This is a genomic window from Bosea sp. F3-2, assembly GCF_008253865.1.
GTDB lineage: Bacteria > Pseudomonadota > Alphaproteobacteria > Rhizobiales > Beijerinckiaceae > Allobosea.
On record NZ_CP042331.1, the window covers coordinates 3,572,954 to 3,589,589 of the forward strand.

At 69.0% G+C, this 16,636-nt stretch carries 15 protein-coding genes, 1 pseudogene and 1 riboswitch; of the genes and pseudogenes, 11 read left to right on the top strand and 5 right to left on the bottom strand.

Going from position 1 to position 16,636, the window contains the following annotated elements:
• Positions 1 to 63 precede the first annotated feature (63 nt).
• Positions 64 to 1,077 carry a threonine-phosphate decarboxylase CobD gene (gene cobD / locus FQV39_RS16450; protein WP_149133885.1) on the bottom strand — a complete coding sequence of 338 codons (1,014 nt, stop codon included), beginning with the start codon at positions 1,075 to 1,077 and terminating at the stop codon, positions 64 to 66.
• A gap of 14 nt (positions 1,078 to 1,091) precedes the next feature.
• Between cobD and cbiB the strand changes: the two genes are divergently transcribed.
• Positions 1,092 to 2,069: an adenosylcobinamide-phosphate synthase CbiB gene (gene cbiB, locus FQV39_RS16455; RefSeq protein ID WP_149131264.1), complete on the top strand. Its 978-nt coding sequence runs from the start codon at positions 1,092 to 1,094 to the stop codon at positions 2,067 to 2,069.
• Between the two features lie 225 nt (positions 2,070 to 2,294).
• Here the strand turns inward: cbiB and FQV39_RS16460 are convergent, their stop codons facing one another.
• Positions 2,295 to 3,950: an acyl-CoA dehydrogenase family protein gene (locus FQV39_RS16460; RefSeq protein WP_149131265.1), complete on the bottom strand. Its 1,656-nt coding sequence runs from the start codon at positions 3,948 to 3,950 to the stop codon at positions 2,295 to 2,297.
• Entirely contained in the window at positions 3,947 to 4,567 is a 621-nt protein-coding gene (locus FQV39_RS16465; protein WP_149131266.1) for a TetR/AcrR family transcriptional regulator, read from the bottom strand. The genes FQV39_RS16460 and FQV39_RS16465 overlap by 4 nt, the downstream gene beginning before the upstream one ends.
• 143 nt (positions 4,568 to 4,710) lie before the next feature.
• On the opposite strand from FQV39_RS16465, the pseudogene FQV39_RS33765 reads away from it, so the two are divergent.
• Positions 4,711 to 4,812: pseudogene (locus tag FQV39_RS33765) on the top strand (GntR family transcriptional regulator); the annotation flags it as partial.
• Positions 4,813 to 5,005: 193 nt separating this feature from the next.
• Positions 5,006 to 5,902 (top strand): ketopantoate reductase family protein, encoded by an 897-nt coding sequence (locus FQV39_RS16475; protein ID WP_149131267.1) that lies wholly within the window; start codon positions 5,006 to 5,008, stop codon positions 5,900 to 5,902.
• A 400-nt stretch (positions 5,903 to 6,302) separates the two neighbouring features.
• Here FQV39_RS16475 and cobO read toward each other — a convergent pair whose 3' ends face one another.
• Together cobO and cobU are read right to left on the bottom strand one after the other, a co-directional pair.
• Complete coding sequence (cobO, locus tag FQV39_RS16480; protein WP_149131268.1) at positions 6,303 to 6,917, bottom strand: cob(I)yrinic acid a,c-diamide adenosyltransferase; 615 nt, start codon at positions 6,915 to 6,917, stop codon at positions 6,303 to 6,305.
• Between the two features lie 10 nt (positions 6,918 to 6,927).
• Entirely contained in the window at positions 6,928 to 7,461 is a 534-nt protein-coding gene (cobU, locus tag FQV39_RS16485; RefSeq protein ID WP_149131269.1) for a bifunctional adenosylcobinamide kinase/adenosylcobinamide-phosphate guanylyltransferase, read from the bottom strand.
• Between the two features lie 103 nt (positions 7,462 to 7,564).
• Positions 7,565 to 7,750, top strand: a riboswitch (cobalamin riboswitch).
• Positions 7,751 to 7,786: 36 nt separating this feature from the next.
• On the opposite strand from cobU, the gene FQV39_RS16490 reads away from it, so the two are divergent.
• The 8 genes from FQV39_RS16490 to FQV39_RS16525 are packed head-to-tail and all read left to right on the top strand — an operon-like array spanning position 7,787 to position 16,468.
• Positions 7,787 to 7,963 (top strand): CbtB domain-containing protein, encoded by a 177-nt coding sequence (locus FQV39_RS16490; protein WP_112576409.1) that lies wholly within the window; start codon positions 7,787 to 7,789, stop codon positions 7,961 to 7,963.
• Positions 7,964 to 7,975: 12 nt separating this feature from the next.
• The gene (locus FQV39_RS16495) at positions 7,976 to 8,719 is read left to right on the top strand and encodes a CbtA family protein (protein ID WP_149131270.1); all 744 of its coding nucleotides are present in this window, start codon (positions 7,976 to 7,978) and stop codon (positions 8,717 to 8,719) included.
• 39 nt (positions 8,720 to 8,758) lie between these two features.
• Positions 8,759 to 9,148, top strand: coding sequence for a DUF1636 family protein (locus FQV39_RS16500; protein WP_149131271.1), 390 nt, complete (start codon positions 8,759 to 8,761; stop codon positions 9,146 to 9,148).
• Positions 9,149 to 9,152: 4 nt separating this feature from the next.
• Positions 9,153 to 10,208 (top strand): cobalamin biosynthesis protein CobW, encoded by a 1,056-nt coding sequence (gene cobW / locus FQV39_RS16505; RefSeq protein ID WP_149131272.1) that lies wholly within the window; start codon positions 9,153 to 9,155, stop codon positions 10,206 to 10,208.
• A gap of 9 nt (positions 10,209 to 10,217) precedes the next feature.
• Positions 10,218 to 13,808, top strand: a complete 3,591-nt coding sequence (locus tag FQV39_RS16510; protein WP_149131273.1) for a cobaltochelatase subunit CobN — start codon at positions 10,218 to 10,220, stop codon at positions 13,806 to 13,808.
• Positions 13,805 to 15,094: a precorrin-3B synthase gene (cobG, locus tag FQV39_RS16515; RefSeq protein ID WP_149131274.1), complete on the top strand. Its 1,290-nt coding sequence runs from the start codon at positions 13,805 to 13,807 to the stop codon at positions 15,092 to 15,094. Before FQV39_RS16510 ends, cobG begins: the two co-directional genes overlap by 4 nt.
• Entirely contained in the window at positions 15,091 to 15,723 is a 633-nt protein-coding gene (locus FQV39_RS16520; protein WP_149131275.1) for a precorrin-8X methylmutase, read from the top strand. The genes cobG and FQV39_RS16520 overlap by 4 nt, the downstream gene beginning before the upstream one ends.
• Entirely contained in the window at positions 15,698 to 16,468 is a 771-nt protein-coding gene (locus FQV39_RS16525; RefSeq protein ID WP_149131276.1) for a precorrin-2 C(20)-methyltransferase, read from the top strand. The genes FQV39_RS16520 and FQV39_RS16525 overlap by 26 nt, the downstream gene beginning before the upstream one ends.
• The last annotated feature ends 168 nt before the right edge of the window (positions 16,469 to 16,636 follow it).

Genomic DNA, 16,636 nt, shown 5'->3' on the forward strand with positions numbered 1-16,636 from the left:
TCCTTTTCGGTGGACGTTAGCCTCCGGGCCGGCTCCTGTCCCCGCATCCACCGCATGCAAGCTTCACGCTGGCGGCGATGCCTTCCGCGCATCGGCGGTGAGCGCCGCCTGCAGGCGCGACCAGCCGGCCTCGTCGCCCGGCAGACCGAAGCGCAAACGATCCGGCGCATTCTGGAAGCGGCGGACATAGATGCCGTGGCGGCCGAGGCGGGCGAAGAGTGCCGGCGCTGCCGGCGTTTCGAGCAGGCGGAACAGGCTCGTGCCGCCGAGGATGCGGCCATGGGGCGCGAGCAGCGCGTCGAGGCGGACGGCATCGCGCGCCCGCGCTTCGCCGGCGCTGGAGAGCCACTCGGCATCTGCCAGAGCCTGCGCACCGACATGGAGCGCGGGACCGGCCACCGACCAGGGCCCGAGCGCCGCCTTGAGCCGCGCCATCAGATCGGCAGCCCCGATGGCGAAACCCAGTCGCAGTCCCGCCAGGCCATAGGTCTTGCCGAAGGAGCGCAGCACGATCGTTTCAGCCGGCAAATCCGGCACGATGCTGGTCTCGGGCGTGAAGTCAGCGAAGGCTTCGTCGATGACGAGCGGGCCGCCGCGTGCAGCGCAGCGTGCGGCAAGTTTCGCGAGCTCCTCTCGCGAGAGCAGCCGCCCGTCGGGATTGTTGGGGTTGACCACGACGATGGTCGCCGCCGCTTCGCCGGGCGCCACCGCCTCGGTGACCGCGAAGCCCGCCTTGCGCCAGGCATGGCCGTGCTCGGCATAGGTCGGGCCGAGAATGGCCACGGGCCCGGACGGCGCAAGGCGCGGCAGCAATTCGATCAGGATCTGCGTGCCGGGCGCCGCGACGATGCCGACGTGATCGGGAACGCGATAGGCCGTGCGGGCTGCGGCGAGCAGCGCGGCCTCGTCATCAGCGCCCGGCAGACGCGCCCACAGGCTTAACGGCAGCGCGGGAAGCGGATAGGGGATCGGATTGATCCCGGTGGAGAGATCGATCCAGGGTTCCGGCGCATCCGGAAAGAGCGCGCGGGCCGTGGCGAGATCGCCGCCATGCCAGATGCCGTCCTCAGCCACGATTGCGCCTGCCCCGCATGAACCTCTCCGCCAGCTTGCCGTTGCTCGTGCTCGCCCTCGTGATCGAGGCGGCCTTCGGCTATCCGCAGCGCTTCTATGCCGCAATCGGCCATCCCGTCACCTGGATCGGGCGATTGATCAGCGTGCTGGATCGGTTGCTCAACCGCGAGGCTTCATCCTTGATCACGCGCAAGGCCATGGGGGTGCTGGCCCTGGCGGTGCTACTCGCGGTCACCATCGCGCTGTCCGCGCTGGTTCAGCATCTGTGCCTGTACTTCGGTCCGCTCGGCCTCGTGCCGCTTGCGTTCGTCGCCTCGACGCTGATCGCCCAGCGCAGCCTCTATGAGCATGTCGCCCGCGTTGCCGAGGGGTTGGAGTGCGAGGGGCTGGAAGGCGGGCGACGGGCCGTTTCGATGATCGTCGGGCGCAACCCGCAGACGCTGGACGAGGCGGGGGTCGCGCGCGCCGCGATCGAGAGCCTGGCGGAGAATTTCTCGGACGGCATCGTCGCGCCCGCCTTCTGGCTCGGTGTTGGCGGGCTGCCGGGGATCGCCGCCTACAAGGCGATCAATACCGCCGATTCGATGATCGGCCACCGCACGCCGCGCCTCCTCGCCTTCGGCGGGGCTTCCGCTCGGCTCGACGATCTCGTCAACCTGCCGGCTTCACGGCTAACCGCATTGCTGCTCGTTGCCTCGGCAGCGCTCGATCGCACAGCGGATGCCAGCGGCGCCCGGCGAGCCTTGCGGCGCGATGCCGGCAAGCACCGTTCGCCCAATGCCGGCTGGCCGGAGGCGGCGATGGCCGGAGCACTGGACCTGCGGCTCGCCGGGCCGCGCGTCTATGGCGAAACCCGCGTCGAAGATCACTGGATGGGCGATGGCCGGGCCGAGGCGACGGCGGCCGATATCCGCCGGGCGCTTACGCTCTACAAGCGTTCCTGCGGCCTGCTCTGGGCACTGGCGGCGCTTCTGGCGGGTGTGACGCTGCTCTGATCTTCGCGACCACCTCGCCCCGGCACCGTCATTCCGGGGCATCGCGAAGCGATGAGCCCGGAACCCATGAACACGGGGGTTTCGGGAAGAAGCGGCGACGCTCCCGCATGTCGTTTATCCGACGGTGTTCATGGGTTCCGGGCTCGGGCCTTCGGCCCGCCCCGGAATGACGGCGCGGTTCGTCGCAAACCCACTTGGCCGCGATTGTCGGCCGATGCCCCGTCCTTAGTTCGGAACCGGCACGGCGCGCCGCGCGATTGCTTGCAGATCGGCACCTTGCGACAGCGAGCCGAAATGGCCGGACCAGCCGCCCGCCAGACGCGAGGCGACGAAGGCATCGGCGACCGCATGCGGCGCGTGGCGGATCAGCAGCGAAGCCGACAAGGCCAGCGCCATGCGCTCGACGAAGCGCCGGGCCAGATGCTCGTGGCGGAGCACATCGACGAGATCGGTTTCGAGCTCGGCAAGGAAGGCGTCGTAGCGCGGATCGTTGCCACGCGCGGCGCGCAGTTCGTCGAGCAGGGCCGGCACGCAGTCCGGATAACGGCGGATCGAGCGGAGAACGTCGAGGCAGACGACGTTGCCCGTGCCCTCCCAGATGCCGTTGAGCGGTGCCTCGCGATAGAGCCGCGCCATCAGATGGTCCTCGATGAAGCCGTTGCCGCCATGGCATTCCAGCGCCTCGACCACGACCGGCGTGGCGCGCTTGCAGTTCCAGTATTTGGCGATCGGCGCGCCGATGCGGCCGATCAGCTTTTCCGCCTCGCTCTCGCCCTCGCGGTCGAGCGCATGGACGAAGCGGAAGGCGAGCCAGGCCGAGGCCTCCGCCTCCAGAGCGAGGTCGGCAATGACGTTCATCATGATCGGCTGGTCGATCAGCGCCTTCTGGAAGGCGCGACGATGTGCGGTGTGATGGGCCGCCTGTGCCACGGCATGGCGCATCAGTCCGGCCGAGCCGACGGCGAAATCGAGCCTTGTATAGTGGTTCATCTCCAGCCCGGCGCGGATGCCGTGCCCGGGCTCGCCGATCAGATGCGCAACGACGCCGCGGAATTCGACCTCTGAAGAGGCGTTCGACTTGTTGCCGCACTTGTCCTTGAGCCGCTGGATCTGCAGCCGGTTGCGTGAGCCGTCCGGCAGCCAGCCCGGCACGACGAAGCAGGAGACGCCTTCTTCCGTCCGCGCCAGCGTCAGGAACACGTCCGAATGTGGGACCGAGAAGAACCATTTGTGACCGGTGAGCGAATAGGTGCCGTCCGCGTTGCGCGTCGCCACGGTCTGGGTCTGGCGCAGATCGGAGCCGCCCTGCTTCTCGGTCATCGCCATGCCAACCGTGCCGCCGCGCTTCTGCGCGGCCGGGAGGGGGCGCTGGTCGTAGTCGGATGAGGTGACCAGCCGGCCGAACTCGGCCCAGCGTGCGGGGTCGCGCTGCAGGACGGGGATCGCCGAATAGGTCATGCCGAGTGGGCAGCAGATGCCGTTCTCGCCCTGATTCCAGAGATAGGAGACTGCCGCGCGCGCCACCTGCGCGCCGGCCCGCGGCTTCGTCCAGCACAGCGAATGAAACTCGTCGCGCATGGCGAGGCTCATCAGCTCGTGCCAGGCGGGATGGAACTCGATCTGGTCGACGCGTCGGCCCCAGCGGTCATGGGTCCGAAGCTCCGGCAGGCTGCGATTGGCCTGCCGCGCGAGGTCCTGAACCGCTTGCGAGCCGACATGGTGGCCGACGACACTCGCCTGCTCGCGGAACCAGCCGCCTCCGAAGGCATCCAGGATGCGGCCGAGCGCCGGATCGGCCGCGAAGGCGTCGTAATCCGCCAGCGCCGGGGCCTGGTTCAGCACCTCATGGGTGTCGTAGCCGTAAGCGTCGAGAGCGGTCATGCGGCCTGTCCTTCTCGTGAGATCAGTGCGGCGAGGGAAAGATCGGCAAGGGCCGCGGCGATCTCGCGGCCGCGCTCGGACGTGGTCGCTCGTTCGGGCGAGAGCGGGCCGATCAGCGCTTCCATGAAGCCGCCGACGATCATCGCAGCGGCGGCATCCGAATCGACGTTACGGAAGACGCCCTGTCTCCCGCCTTCGACGACGAGCGCGCGGAAGATGCCAGCGATCTCGCGGCGATAGTCGAGCCGCGTCGCATCGACGGCCGGGTCGGCGGGCTCGGCGATCATCGACCAGGCGAGGCGGCGATTGGCGAAGGCACGGCGCGCGAAGGCTTCGACCGCGGCGGTCAGGCGCTCCGCGACGGGGGCGTCGCTCGCGGCGATCTCGCGCAGCACGGCGAGCTCGCGCGACGACACGGCCGCGACAATCTCGGCCATCAGCTCGGCCTTGGAGGAGAAGTAGGAGTAGACGCTACCGGTCGAGACCCCGCTAGCGGAGGCCACCGCGGCGATGGAGGTCTCGTGGAAGCCAACCTCCGAGACGATGCCACGCGCAGCGGAGAGGATCGCCTCCCGCTTCCCGGCCTTGCGCGGTTGTCTCGGCACCATCTCGGGCATGCGCGATCTCGAAATTGAACTTGAATTCAAATTCAATTTGAGAGCAAATCCGACTACCGTCAAGCGTCGCTGCGTGAATTGTGGAGTTGGAGAGCTTTCACCGGGCGCTTGTCGCGCCGTGCAAGATGCCGGGATTGCTGAGCATGCTCGACGATCTTCAACTTGCAGACTCGCACATTATTTTTTCGGCGGCTCGTGTTGCCGATTGGCGGCCGGGTTCCAGCCTTGCGCATCGCCAGATTGTGGCCGCCCTTCGCAAGCGCGACACGACAAGGGCGGTTGCGATACGCGAAGCCCATATTCGGGGGCTGGAACACGCGGCGCATGATCGTTTCGGCTCAACGCCTCCGACAAGCCGCCCGCTGGAGACGCGTGACGCAATAGGTAGGTGGCGGAACGCATGCCGTTCAGATGGCCCATTGGCCGGGAAGGGAAACGATGAAGATCGCTGTGATGGGGGCCGGCGCCGTCGGTTGCTACTACGGTGCCATGCTGGCGCGGGCCGGTCATGCGGTCACGCTTGTCGCGCGGTCGCAGCATGTAGCGGCGATCCAGGACCATGGCCTCATCCTGGAAACCGCGACCTTCTCCGAAGCCGTCGCGGTTACGGCAACCGCCAAGCCGTCCGGAGTCAGCGATGCGGAACTCGTTCTGTTCTGTGTCAAATCAGGCGATACCGTCGCGGCGGGCCATGAGATGGCGCCTCATCTCCAGCCCGGCGCCACGGTTCTCAGCCTGCAGAACGGCGTCGATAATGCCGAACGCTTGCAGGAGGCCCTGGGACGGCCGGTAATACCGACGGCCGTCTATGTCGCGACCGAGATGCCGCGCCCGGGGCATGTCCGCCATCATGGCCGCGGCGAGCTCGTTATCGGCTCGGGCCCTACGAGTCCGGCGCTCGCCGAAATGTTCGGGCAGGCCGGTGTCCAAGCCGAAGTTTCCGACCGTGTCGTCGAGGATCTCTGGAGCAAGCTGATCGTCAACTGCGCCTACAACGCGCTCTCCGCGATCCCGCAGCTGCCTTATGGACGGATGATGCGCGTGGAAGGCGTGACCGCCTCCATGAAGGACATCGTCGAGGAGTGCCTCGCCGTGGCGCGAGCCTGCGACGTGCACGTCGAAGACGGCATTCTCGCCAAGGTGCTCGGCCTCGCCGCTACGATGCCCGATCAGCTCTCCTCGACCGCCCAGGACCTGGCCAGGGGCAAGCGAACCGAGATCAGCCATCTCAACGGCTATATCGTCCAGACTGGTGAAAGACTCGGCATCGCAACGCCTGCGAACCGCCTGCTGACGGTGATCGTCAAGCTGATGGAAGAGGGCAACCAAGACTAAGGGAAACACCCCGCTCGTCGCGGGCTGCCGCTTCAATACGGCGTTAGCTTCTGAAGCTGCCGGTTTAGCCTAACCTCCACAGGAGTAGCCGGCTCAGGCCGGCAGCTAGAGCATGCTGCGTTTTCACGGAAGCGCGGGTCATCCCGGCCGGAGCCCTCGGGTCCGATCTTCGATCGGCCCAAGGATAAACTCCGCAGAGAGCCGGGATCCATGCCTGAACCTGGACCGGAAACGCTCCGGCATGGATCCCGGGTCAAGCCCGGGATGACGGCGTGTTTCCGCATAAAATCAGCAGGCTCTAGAGCATTTTCGAGCGAAGTGGACACCGGTTCGCGTGAAGAAAATACGATAAAACAAAGATTTGAAGCATTTCCGCGATTCGGAGAAACGCGGAAATGCTCTAGAACTCGATGCCCTGCTGCGCCTTCACACCAGCGGTGAAGTGGTGCTTCACCAGCGTCATCTCGGTGACGAGATCGGCCGCCTCGATCAGCTCCGGCTTGGCGTTGCGGCCGGTGACGACGACGTGCAGGTCGGGGCGGCGAGCGACCAGCGTCGCCACGACATCGGCGAGCGGCAGATAGTCGTAGCGCAGGGCGATGTTGAGTTCGTCGAGCACCAGCAGCCTGATCTCGGGATCGGCCATCAGTTCTTTTGCCTTGGCGAAGGCGCGTTCGGCGGCAGCGATGTCACGGAGCTTGTCCTGCGTCTCCCAGGTGAAGCCTTCGCCCATGCTGTGCCAGCTCACCTGATCGCCGAAGGCTTCGAGCGCCTTGCGCTCCCCGGTCGACCAGGCGCCCTTGATGAACTGCACCACGCCGATGCGCCAGCCATGGCCGAGCGCGCGCAGGATCAGGCCGAACGCCGCCGTCGACTTGCCCTTGCCGGGGCCGGTGTTGACGATGAGCAGCCCCTTCTCCAGCGTCTTGGAGGCGACCTCGGCGTCCTGCACCGCCTTGCGCTTCTCCATCTTCGCCTTGTGGCGGGCAGCTTCGTCGTCGGTCGTCGCCATCATCTCGCTCGTCCTACTTCACCTGCATCGGCAATCCGGCGACCATGAAGACCACGCGGCCTGCGCGCGCCGCAAGCGCCTGATGCAACCGCCCCGCCTCGTCGCGGAAGCGGCGGGCGAGCGCGTTCTCCGGCACGATGCCGAGGCCGACCTCGTTGCCGACCAGCACGAGCGGCGCGGATATGCGCTCGCAGGCGGCGATGAGGGCCTCTCGCGCGGCGGCCGTATCGCGCTCCGCAAGGATGAGATTGGTCAGCCAAAGCGTCAGGCAATCGACCAGGATCGGCCGGCCGGCCGGCTGGGCGGCGATCGCATCGGCCAGATCGAGCGGCGCATCGACCGTCTGCCAACCCGTGGGCCGGCGCGCCCGATGCTCGGCGATCCGCTCCCGCATCTCCTCGTCATAGGCCTGCGCGGTCGCAATGTAGCTCCAGGGCGCCGGGTAAGCCTCGATCAACGCCTCGGCATGATGGCTCTTGCCGGAGCGGGCGCCGCCGAGGACGAGGGTGAGGTTGGGCAATTCCATCGAAAAGTCCTCAGCCGTCATGCTCGGGCTCGACCCGAGCATCTCCTGCAAGAGATTCTCGGGTCTGCGCTTCGCTTCGCCCGAGAATGACGGCGCACTGCATTGCACAGCTGCGCGGTGATGGCTAATGATGATCGGTGACGGTGCCTCCGCGAGGAGGTGAAAAGGGAACGCGGTGAAACGCCGCGGCTGCCCCCGCAACTGTAAGCGGATGTCTTTCGCCATCGGCCACTGGAGCGTTCGCTCCGGGAAGGCGGCAAAGGGCGCCAAATCCGCGAGCCAGGAGACCTGCCGTCGACCCGCAATGATCCAACCGGCTGCCGGCGGGGCGGCCACGGAGAGCCTTATGAACACCGCTTCGGTTTCCACCACCCAGCTCAGCGTCTCGGAGCGCGTCAAGGCGGTCGCCGCCGCGCTCGTGATCGGCGTCGCGCTGATCTACACCACCGGCTTCGCGGCCTCGACGAACGTCCACAACGCCGCGCACGATACCCGTCACGGCCTCGCCTTCCCCTGCCACTGAGGGAAAGCATCCATGGTCACGCGTGTTCTCACGGTCAGCATCCTGGCCGGGCTTCTGGCTGGGCTGATCGTCGCCGCCCTCCAGCATGTCACCACCACCCCGCTGATCCTCAAGGCCGAGACCTATGAGGCGGCGCTGCGCCTGAAGGCGCCGACGCTCGCCGCTTTCGACGGCGAGGCCCGGATCATCCTTGCGCACGGCCCCACAGGCGACGCGCCCGGCCACGACCATGCCGAGTGGAAGCCGCAGGACGGCCTCCAGCGCACGCTCTTCACCAGCGCGGTGACGATCGCGAGCGCGATCGGCTTCGCGGCGCTGCTGCTCGCGGGCATGATCGCGGCCGGCGACACCATCGATCAGCGCAGCGCCCTGGTCTGGGGCGCCTGCGGCTTCCTCGCGCTCGGGCTCGCCCCGGCAATGGGGCTCGCTCCGGAATTGCCGGGCGCCGCCTCCGCCGCGCTGGAGCAGCGCCAGCTCTGGTGGCTCGCGACCGCCATCGCCACGGCGCTCGGGCTTTTCCTGTTCCTGCGCTTCGAGCAGCCCTGGCTCAAGCTCCTGGCCGTAGTCGTGATCCTGCTGCCGCATGTCATCGGCGCCCCGCATCCGGCCGCGCCGGAGAGCAAGGTCCCAGCCGAAGTCGCGGCGCATTTCGCGGCGCTGTCCCTCGGCATCCAGGCCGCGCTCTGGCTCGTCACCGCCTTCATGGTCGGCGTGCTCTGGCCCTGGGCCAGCCGCCGCACCGCCTTAGCGCGCTGAAGGCAGCGGGGCCCATCGGCCCCGCGCGAAAGGCAAGCCATGTCCGAGGGCGACCTCACCATCCATGTCTGCACAGCCTGCAGACGGGCGCGCGCCGATCTCCCGGAAGGTTACGACCAGCCGGGGCTGGCGCTCGCCGAGGCGCTTGCCGAGCGCCTCACCAACAAGGGCAGCGCGATCCCCGTGCTGCCCGTCGAATGCCTCGCCGTCTGCAAGCGGCCCTGCACCATCGCGCTCAGCGCCGACGGCAAATGGACCTATCTGATCGGCGACCTCGATACTGAAACCCATCTCGACGAGATCGTCGGCGCGGCACAGGCCTATGCCGCCAGCGCCAACGGCATCGTTCCCTGGAAAGAGCGGCCCCAGTCCTTCCGCAAGGGCGTGGTCGCGCGCGTGCCGCCTTTGCCGGCGCGCCAGCAAGGATGACCTCATGAACGCTCCGCAGACCGCCAACCTCGGCAAGACGCCCTGCACGATCATCACCGGCTTCCTCGGCGCCGGTAAGACGACGCTGGTGCGCCATCTCCTCGAGAACGCCGAGGGCAAGAGGCTCGCCGTGCTCGTCAACGAGTTCGGCGATCTCGGCTTCGACGGCGAGTTCCTGAAAGGCTGCGGCATCGCCGGCTGCAGCGACGAGGACGTGGTCGAGCTGCCCAATGGCTGCATCTGTTGCACCGTCGCCGATGATTTCGTGCCGGCGCTGGAGAAGCTGCTGAATCGGCCGAACCCGCCCGAGCACATCCTGATCGAGACCTCCGGCCTCGCTTTGCCGAAGCCGCTGGTGCAGGCCTTCAACTGGCCGGCGATCCGCTCCCGCGTCACGGTCGACGGCGTCATCGCCGTGGTCGACGGGCCGGCGGTGGCCGAGGGCCAGTTCGTGGATGACCCCGAGTCGCTCGCGGCGCAGAAGGCGGCCGATGCGTCGGTCGAGCACGACAATCCGCTGGAGGAGGTGTTCGAGGACCAGATCCTCTGCGCCGATCTGATCCTGCTCAACAAGAGCGACCTCGTCGACGAGGCCGGCCGGGCCCGGGTCAAGGCCGAGATCGCCGAGCATCTGCCCAAGGCGATCAAGATCGTCGAGACCGCCCATGGCAAGGTCGAGCCGGCGCTGATCGTGGGCTTGGGCGCCGCCGCCGAGAGCGACCTCGCGGCCCGCCCCTCGCATCACGGCGAGGGCGAGCATGATCACGACCATGACGATTTCGACTCCATCGCCGTGCCCCTGCCGGCGGGTCTCACGCCCGAGGAGCTGTCGGCGCGCGTCGCCAAAGCGGCCGAGGCCGAGGGCGTGCTGCGGCTCAAGGGCTTCACCGCCGTGCCGGGCAAGCCGATGCGGCTCGTCGTGCAGGGTGTCGGCCGGCGCGTCGGGCATCATTTCGACCGGCCCTGGGGCGCGAGCGAACCGCGCGACGGGCGCCTCACCGTGATCGGCCTCAAAGGCTTCGACCTGAAGGCCGTGGAAGCGGCCCTCGCGGGGGCGTAACATCGACCGATGCACCTTCTCCCGACCAGCGAGATCAGGCTCGACGATGGCGAAGACGCCGTCGATCTCGCCCTGTCGCCGGGAGATGTGCTCGTCCTCTCCTTCACCGACAGCGACCTTTCGGCGCTGGCGGTGGTGGCAGATGACGGCAGCCTGTCGGTGCGGCTCGCGCCGCTCAGGCGACTGAAGCATCCGCTCTCGGTCGATGTCCTGATCGAGAAGACGGCGGCGCAGTGCCGCTTCGTGCTGGTGCGCTGCCTCGGCGGGCTCGATTACTGGCGCTACGGCATCGAGCAGCTCGGCGCAGCCTGCCGCGAGCGTGGCATTCCGCTCGTAATCCTGCCCGGCGACGAGCGCGACGATCCAAGATTGGGCGAGCACGCGACCGTGCCGGCGGAGTTCGCGGCCGAGCTGCTAGCCTATTTCCAGGCTGGCGGCGGCGCGGAGAACATGCGCCGGCTGCTGGGGTTGATTGGGCGGTATCTGGCAGAGCTTAAGCCCTCATCCGCCTGCCGGCACCTTCTCCCCCGAGGGGAGAAGGAAGCAGACATGCCCGTCTCGCCCTTCTCCCCTCGGGGGAGAAGGTGGCTCGGCGAAGCCGAGACGGATGAGGGCCGGCGCGACGCTCCCGACCTCGCGCCCGTCCCATTGCCGTCTTTCTTTGCACTTGGCGCCGATGGTCTCCCGCTGCCCTGGCGCGATGCACTCGCCGCCCTGCCCGCCGACCGGCCGCTGGCACCGATCCTGCTCTACCGCTCCGGCGTCGCCGCCGGCGACACGGCAATGGCCGAGGCGATTACCGCCGCCCTCGCCGCCCGCAGCCTCGCGCCCCTTCCGCTCGCGCTGACCAGCCTGAAGGACCCCGCCGTCACAGCCGAACTCGCCGCGCTGATCGCGACGCGCAGACCGGAACTGATCGTCACCACTACCGCGTTCTCCGCCCGCGAAGGCGCCGATTTCGTGCTCGACGCCGCCGATTGCCCGATCCTGCAGGCCATGCCCGTCGGCAGTCCGCGCGAAGCCTGGGAAGCCTCGCCGCGCGGTCTTTCGGCGGCCGACCTCGCCATGCAGGTCGCGCTACCGGAGTTCGACGGGCGGATCGGCGCCATTCCAGTGGCCTTCAAGGCGGAGGAGAACGACCCGGCGATCGGGCTCAGCGTCCGCCGGCTCGTGCCTGATGCGGACGGTGTCTCTGCGCTCGCCGATCTCGCGGCGGGCTGGGTCGCTCTGGCCCGGAAGCCAGCGGCAGAGCGTCGGTTGGCGTTGGTGATGTCGGACTATCCCGCGCGCGGCGGGCGGGCCGGCTTCGCCGTCGGGCTCGATACGCCGGCGAGCGTGACCGCGATCCGGAAGCTATTGGCGGGAGCGGGATATTCCGTCGATCTCCCCTCCTCGGTCATCCCGGGCGACCCACCGGGTCCGACCTTCGGTCGGCCCGATGGCAGGCTCCGGGAGACCTGGGATCCATGCCTGAGCGCTTCCGATAAAGGTTCAGGCATGGATCCCGGATCGTCGCCGCTGACGCGGCTTGTCCGGGATGACGGTGCGGATTTGGATGAGGGGGCTCGCTTGATGGCAGCCCTCACCGCAGGCCCGGCCGGCCTGAGTCTCCCGCTCACCACCTATCGCACCTGGCTCGCCAACATCCCCGCCGCCGCCCGCGAAACACTGCTGGCCGCACACGGCGCCCCCGACGCCGACCCCGCCTGCCACGACGGCGCCTTCCGCTTCCGCGCCGTGCGCTACGGCCAACTCACCGTCGCCCTGCAGCCGCCACGCGATGCCGCGCCCGACAGCAAGGCGCGCTATCACGATCCCGACGCGCCGCCGGGCCACGCCTATCTCGCCTTCTATCTCGCACTGCGCGAGCCCGAAGCCATCGACGCGCTGATCCACCTCGGCACGCACGGCACCACCGAATGGCTCCCCGGCAAGGCCGTGGCGCTCTCGGCTGGCTGCTGGCCGCGCCTCGCCGTCGGCGGTCTGCCGGTGATCTACCCCTATGTCGTCGACGATCCCGGCGAGGCGGCTCCCGCCAAGCGGCGGCTTTCGGCCGTCACGCTCGGCCATCTGCCGCCGCCGCTGGCCGAAGCGGATGCGGCCGGCGAAACCGCGCTATTGCGCGACCTCGTCGAGGAGTTCTCGCAGGCGCAGGTGCTCGATCCGCGCCGGGCTGACATCGTCGCCGCCGAAATCCGCGCGCGCGCCGAGGCGAGCGGGCTCGCCACGTCCTGCGGCGTCGCGCCCGACATGGAGATGAATGAGGCGCTGACGCGGCTCGACGCTCATCTCTGCGACATCGCCGAGCTGCCCTTCCGCGACGGCTTGCATGTCTTCGGCCATTCCGACGCCGACCCGGCCTCCGCGCGCAACGAGCGCGAAAACCTGCTCGCCGCGCTCGATGGTCGCTTCGTCCCGCCCGGCCCGGCCGGCGCGCCGCATCGCGGCCGGCCGGACGTGCTGCCGACCGGGCGCAATCTCTCGACCCTCGATCCACGCGCGATCCCGACGCGCGCTGCGACCCGGCTCGGCAAGCTGGCGGCGCAGGCAGTGGTTTCGCGCCATCTGCAGGAGCATGGCGACTATCCGCGCCGGATCGTCATGGATCTCTGGGCCTCCCCCACCCTGCGCTCGGGCGGCGAGGACATCGCCCGTGCGCTGGCGCTGATGGGCGTGGAACCACTCTGGGACAACGCCTCGACCCGCGTCACCGGCTTCAGCATCGTCCCGCAGCCGAAGCTCCCCTTCCCGCGCCTCGACGTGACCGTGCGCATCTCCGGCACCTTCCGCGACACCTTCCCGGGTCAGATCGCGCTGATCGACCAGGCTGCACGGGCGGTCGCGGCTCTGGACGAGCCGGACGACTGGAACGAGCCGGCCGCCGCCCGCCGCCGCGGCGAGCATGGCGCCCGCATCTTCGGCGCCGCGCCCGGCCGCTATGGTGCAGCAATGGCCGACCGCGCGCTCGACGGCGACTGGACCGAGCGGGCTGAGCTCGGAGCGGCCTATCTCGCGGCTTCAGGCCATGCCTATGGCGGGCCGGAAGGCATGGCCACGGCCGATGCCGGCTTCGCCGACCGCATCCGTACTTCGGACGCCTTCGTCCATGTCAGCGACACCGCCGGGCGCGACATTCTTGAGGCGACGAGCGCCGCCGACGTCATCGGAGGGCTTGCCGCCGCGGCCAGGGCGCTCGGCGCCGATCCTGCACTCTACAGCCTCGACAGCTCGAATCCGGAAGCGCCGAAAGCGCGCACGCTGGCCGAGGACATCGCCCGCATCGTGCATGGCCGATTGACGCATCCGCGCTGGATCGCCTCCCAGCTCGCCCATGGCTGGCGCGGCGCAGCCGAACTGGCGGAAGCGGTCGATACCTTGTTCGTCTTCGCCGCCAGCACGGACGCCGTCGCGGACGGGCTGTTCGACGCCGTCTTCCAGGCTTATTGCGCCGATCCGCAGATCTGGGTGGCGCTCGAAGCCGCCAACGCGCCGGCCGCCGCCTCGATCCGCTCGCGGCTGGCCGAGGCCGCCCGGCGCGGGCTCTGGACCAGCCGGCGCAATTCGGTCGGCGCCTTCCTGGCGCAGGAGGCGCCGGAATGAGCGCACTCCCAAAGGAAGCACTGCGGCGCGGCTGGTGCCCGAGCACGCTCAGTCCGATGGAGACCGGCGATGGCTGGCTGGTGCGCCTGCATCCGCCCGGCGCGAAGCTGGCACCCGCGCAATTGCGGCGGATCGCGGCGCTGGCCGGCGAGCATGGGAACGGTCTCATCGAAATCTCGGCCCGCGCCAACCTGCAGATCCGCGGCGTGACGCCCGACAGCCATCCGCTTCTGGTCGAACGCCTGCTGGCGGAGCATCTCGTCGACGAGCATGACGGCGACGGGCCGCAGCGGCTGACACTGGTCTCGCCGCTGGCGGGCCGCGATCCGAACGGCCTGATCGATGCGATTGCCCTGGCCGAACAGGTCGAGCTGCGAGCCCGCATGATTCCCGGCCTGCCGGCCAAGCTCGTCATCATCGTCGACGATGGTGGCGTGCAGGCGCTGGACGGTTTCGTCGGTGATATCCGGCTCGTCGGCATCGGCGCGGGACGCGTCGCCTTGCGTCTTGCGGATCGTCTCTGGCAAGGGCCGCTCGCCGAAGCGGGGGCGGCCGCGACGATCGAAGCCATCTTGCGCCGTTTCGCGGCGCTGCGTGCCGCCGCCCCCGACCATATCCGCCGCCTGCGCGATCTCCCGCCCGAGGCTTTGGCCGGTCTGAGTCCTCTGCCCGAAACGCCCGCCCCCGCACCACGCCCCCGGCCTCGGCGCGCCGGGCTGTTCGCTCTGGGAGAGGATCGTTTCGCAGCGGTCATCGGCCTGCCCTTCGGGCGCTGTAATGCGGCGACGCTCGACAGGCTCGGCGCCGGCATTGAGGCAAGTGCAGCCGAGATCCGGCTTTCACCGTGGCGAGGACTGGCCTTTCGCCATCTCCACCTCGCCGAAGCGGAGCGCCTGCTGGCGTTCGCGACGGACCTCGGCCTCATCACTTGCGACGACGATCCGCGCCTGTCGGTGCAGGCCTGCGCTGGCAGCCCCGCCTGCTCGCGCGCCGAGGCGCCGACCATGACGGATGCGGCCGAGCTTGCCACGGCTGCGGCCGATCTGCTCGCGCAGGGCGTGACGCTGCATGTCTCCGGCTGCGTCAAAGCCTGCGCCCACCCCGCCGCGGCCGACCTCACCCTGGTCGGGCGCGAGGGGCGCTATGACGTCGTGTCCGGCGGCACGACGCGGGACAAGCCGGTCGCGACGCTTGACCTTTCGATGCTCCTGGCGCGATTGCAGCCTGGGCAGGAGATTCGCGCGCGGCTCGCCGAGGCCGCGCGTTCAACGGGACCGCGCGGTTGAGCAGGGCATACGATTACATTCAGGACGGGGCAGCGATCTATGAGCGCTCCTTCGCGATCATCCGCGCCGAGGCCGATCTCGCCCGCTTCAGCGGTGCGGCCGAGCGCGTCGTGGTGCGCATGATCCATGCCTGCGGCATGACCGACCTGCCCGAGGACGTCGAGATGTCGGCCGGTTTCGCGGAAGCTGCGCAGGCAGCGCTCCGGGCCGGCGCGCCGATCCTCTGCGACGCCAAGATGGTCGCCAACGGTGTGACACGTGCGCGCCTGCCGGCCGGCAACGAAGTCATCTGCACGCTCGACGACCCGCAGGTTCCGACGCTGGCGGCGCAGATGGGCACGACCCGCTCCGCCGCCGCGATGGAGCTGTGGAAGCCCAGGCTCGCCGGCTCCGTCGTCGTGATCGGCAATGCACCGACCTCCCTGTTCCGGCTGCTCGAAATGCTCGATGCCGGCGCCCCGAAGCCTGCCGCCGTGATCGGCATCCCCGTCGGCTTCGTCGGCGCAGCGGAATCGAAGCAGGCGCTCGCCAGGGACGGGCGCGTGCCCTGCCTCGTCGTGCATGGGCGGCGCGGCGGCTCGGCCATGGCGGCGGCGGCCGTCAATGCGCTGGCGCAGGACAAGGAATAGTCGGGTGAGCGGGACAGCAAGAACCCTGCTCTACGGCGTCGGCCTCGGACCGGGCGCACCGGACCTGATGACGGTGCGGGCGCGGGAGATCATCCTCTCGGCCGACCGGCTGGTGCATTTCTGCAAGCGCGGAAGGCGTGGCAACGCCCGCAGCACCGCTGACGCCATCATCGCACCCGATCCGGCCCGCGAGATCGAACTCGCCTTCCCGGTCACGACCGAAGCCAATGTCGGCGAGCCCGACTATGACGGGCCGATCGCGGCGTTCTACGAGGAAGCAGCCGAGCGGCTGGCCGCAGAGATGCGGGCCGGGCGGTCGCTCGCGGTCCTCTGTGACGGCGACCCGTTCTTCTACGGCTCCTTCATGCATCTGTGGCGGCGGCTGAGCCCGCGCTTCCCCACCGAAATCGTGCCCGGCGTCACCGGCATGACCGGCGCCTGGGGCGAGGCCGGCGCACCGATCACCTGGGGCGACGACGTGATGACCGTGCTGCCCGGCACGCTATCGGAGGCAGAACTGGCGCGGCGGCTGGCCGACACCGACGCCGCCGTGATCATGAAGCTCGGCCGCAACCTGCCGAAGGTGCGCCGCGCGCTGACTGCCGCGGGGCTTGAGGGCCGTGCGATCTATGTCGAGCGCGCGACAATGGCGCGGCAGGTCGTGGCGCGGCTTTCCGACAAGGCCGATGACGAGGCGCCTTATTTCGCCATGGTGCTGGTCCCGGGCGAGGGGCGGCGGCTGTGAGCGATCACCCTTCGCATTCCGGCTCAGCTCCACCGTCATCCCGGACAAGCGGCGAAGCCGCGCCGATCCGGGATCCATCGGAGGCCGCGCGTTCTACGATGGATCCCGGATCTCCGCTTCGCTCCGTCCGGGATGACGACGCGAAGGGGGACAGGGCAGAGAAAAGGG

Excerpts from the sequence above, each read along its gene's own strand:
- cobU (WP_149131269.1), bottom strand. The coding sequence starts at position 7,461 with ATGACGGCTGAGGACTTTTCGATGGAATTGCCCAACCTCACCCTCGTC.
- FQV39_RS16475 (WP_149131267.1), top strand. The coding sequence starts at position 5,006 with ATGAAGATCGCTGTGATGGGGGCCGGCGCCGTCGGTTGCTACTACGGT.
- FQV39_RS16490 (WP_112576409.1), top strand. The coding sequence starts at position 7,787 with ATGAACACCGCTTCGGTTTCCACCACCCAGCTCAGCGTCTCGGAGCGC.
- cobW (WP_149131272.1), top strand. The coding sequence starts at position 9,153 with ATGAACGCTCCGCAGACCGCCAACCTCGGCAAGACGCCCTGCACGATC.
- cobO (WP_149131268.1), bottom strand. The coding sequence starts at position 6,917 with ATGATGGCGACGACCGACGACGAAGCTGCCCGCCACAAGGCGAAGATG.
- FQV39_RS16465 (WP_149131266.1), bottom strand. The coding sequence starts at position 4,567 with ATGCCCGAGATGGTGCCGAGACAACCGCGCAAGGCCGGGAAGCGGGAG.
- FQV39_RS16510 (WP_149131273.1), top strand. The coding sequence starts at position 10,218 with ATGCACCTTCTCCCGACCAGCGAGATCAGGCTCGACGATGGCGAAGAC.
- FQV39_RS16525 (WP_149131276.1), top strand. The coding sequence starts at position 15,698 with ATGCGCTGGCGCAGGACAAGGAATAGTCGGGTGAGCGGGACAGCAAGA.
- FQV39_RS16495 (WP_149131270.1), top strand. The coding sequence starts at position 7,976 with ATGGTCACGCGTGTTCTCACGGTCAGCATCCTGGCCGGGCTTCTGGCT.
- cobG (WP_149131274.1), top strand. The coding sequence starts at position 13,805 with ATGAGCGCACTCCCAAAGGAAGCACTGCGGCGCGGCTGGTGCCCGAGC.
- cbiB (WP_149131264.1), top strand. The coding sequence starts at position 1,092 with ATGAACCTCTCCGCCAGCTTGCCGTTGCTCGTGCTCGCCCTCGTGATC.
- FQV39_RS16500 (WP_149131271.1), top strand. The coding sequence starts at position 8,759 with ATGTCCGAGGGCGACCTCACCATCCATGTCTGCACAGCCTGCAGACGG.
- FQV39_RS16460 (WP_149131265.1), bottom strand. The coding sequence starts at position 3,950 with ATGACCGCTCTCGACGCTTACGGCTACGACACCCATGAGGTGCTGAAC.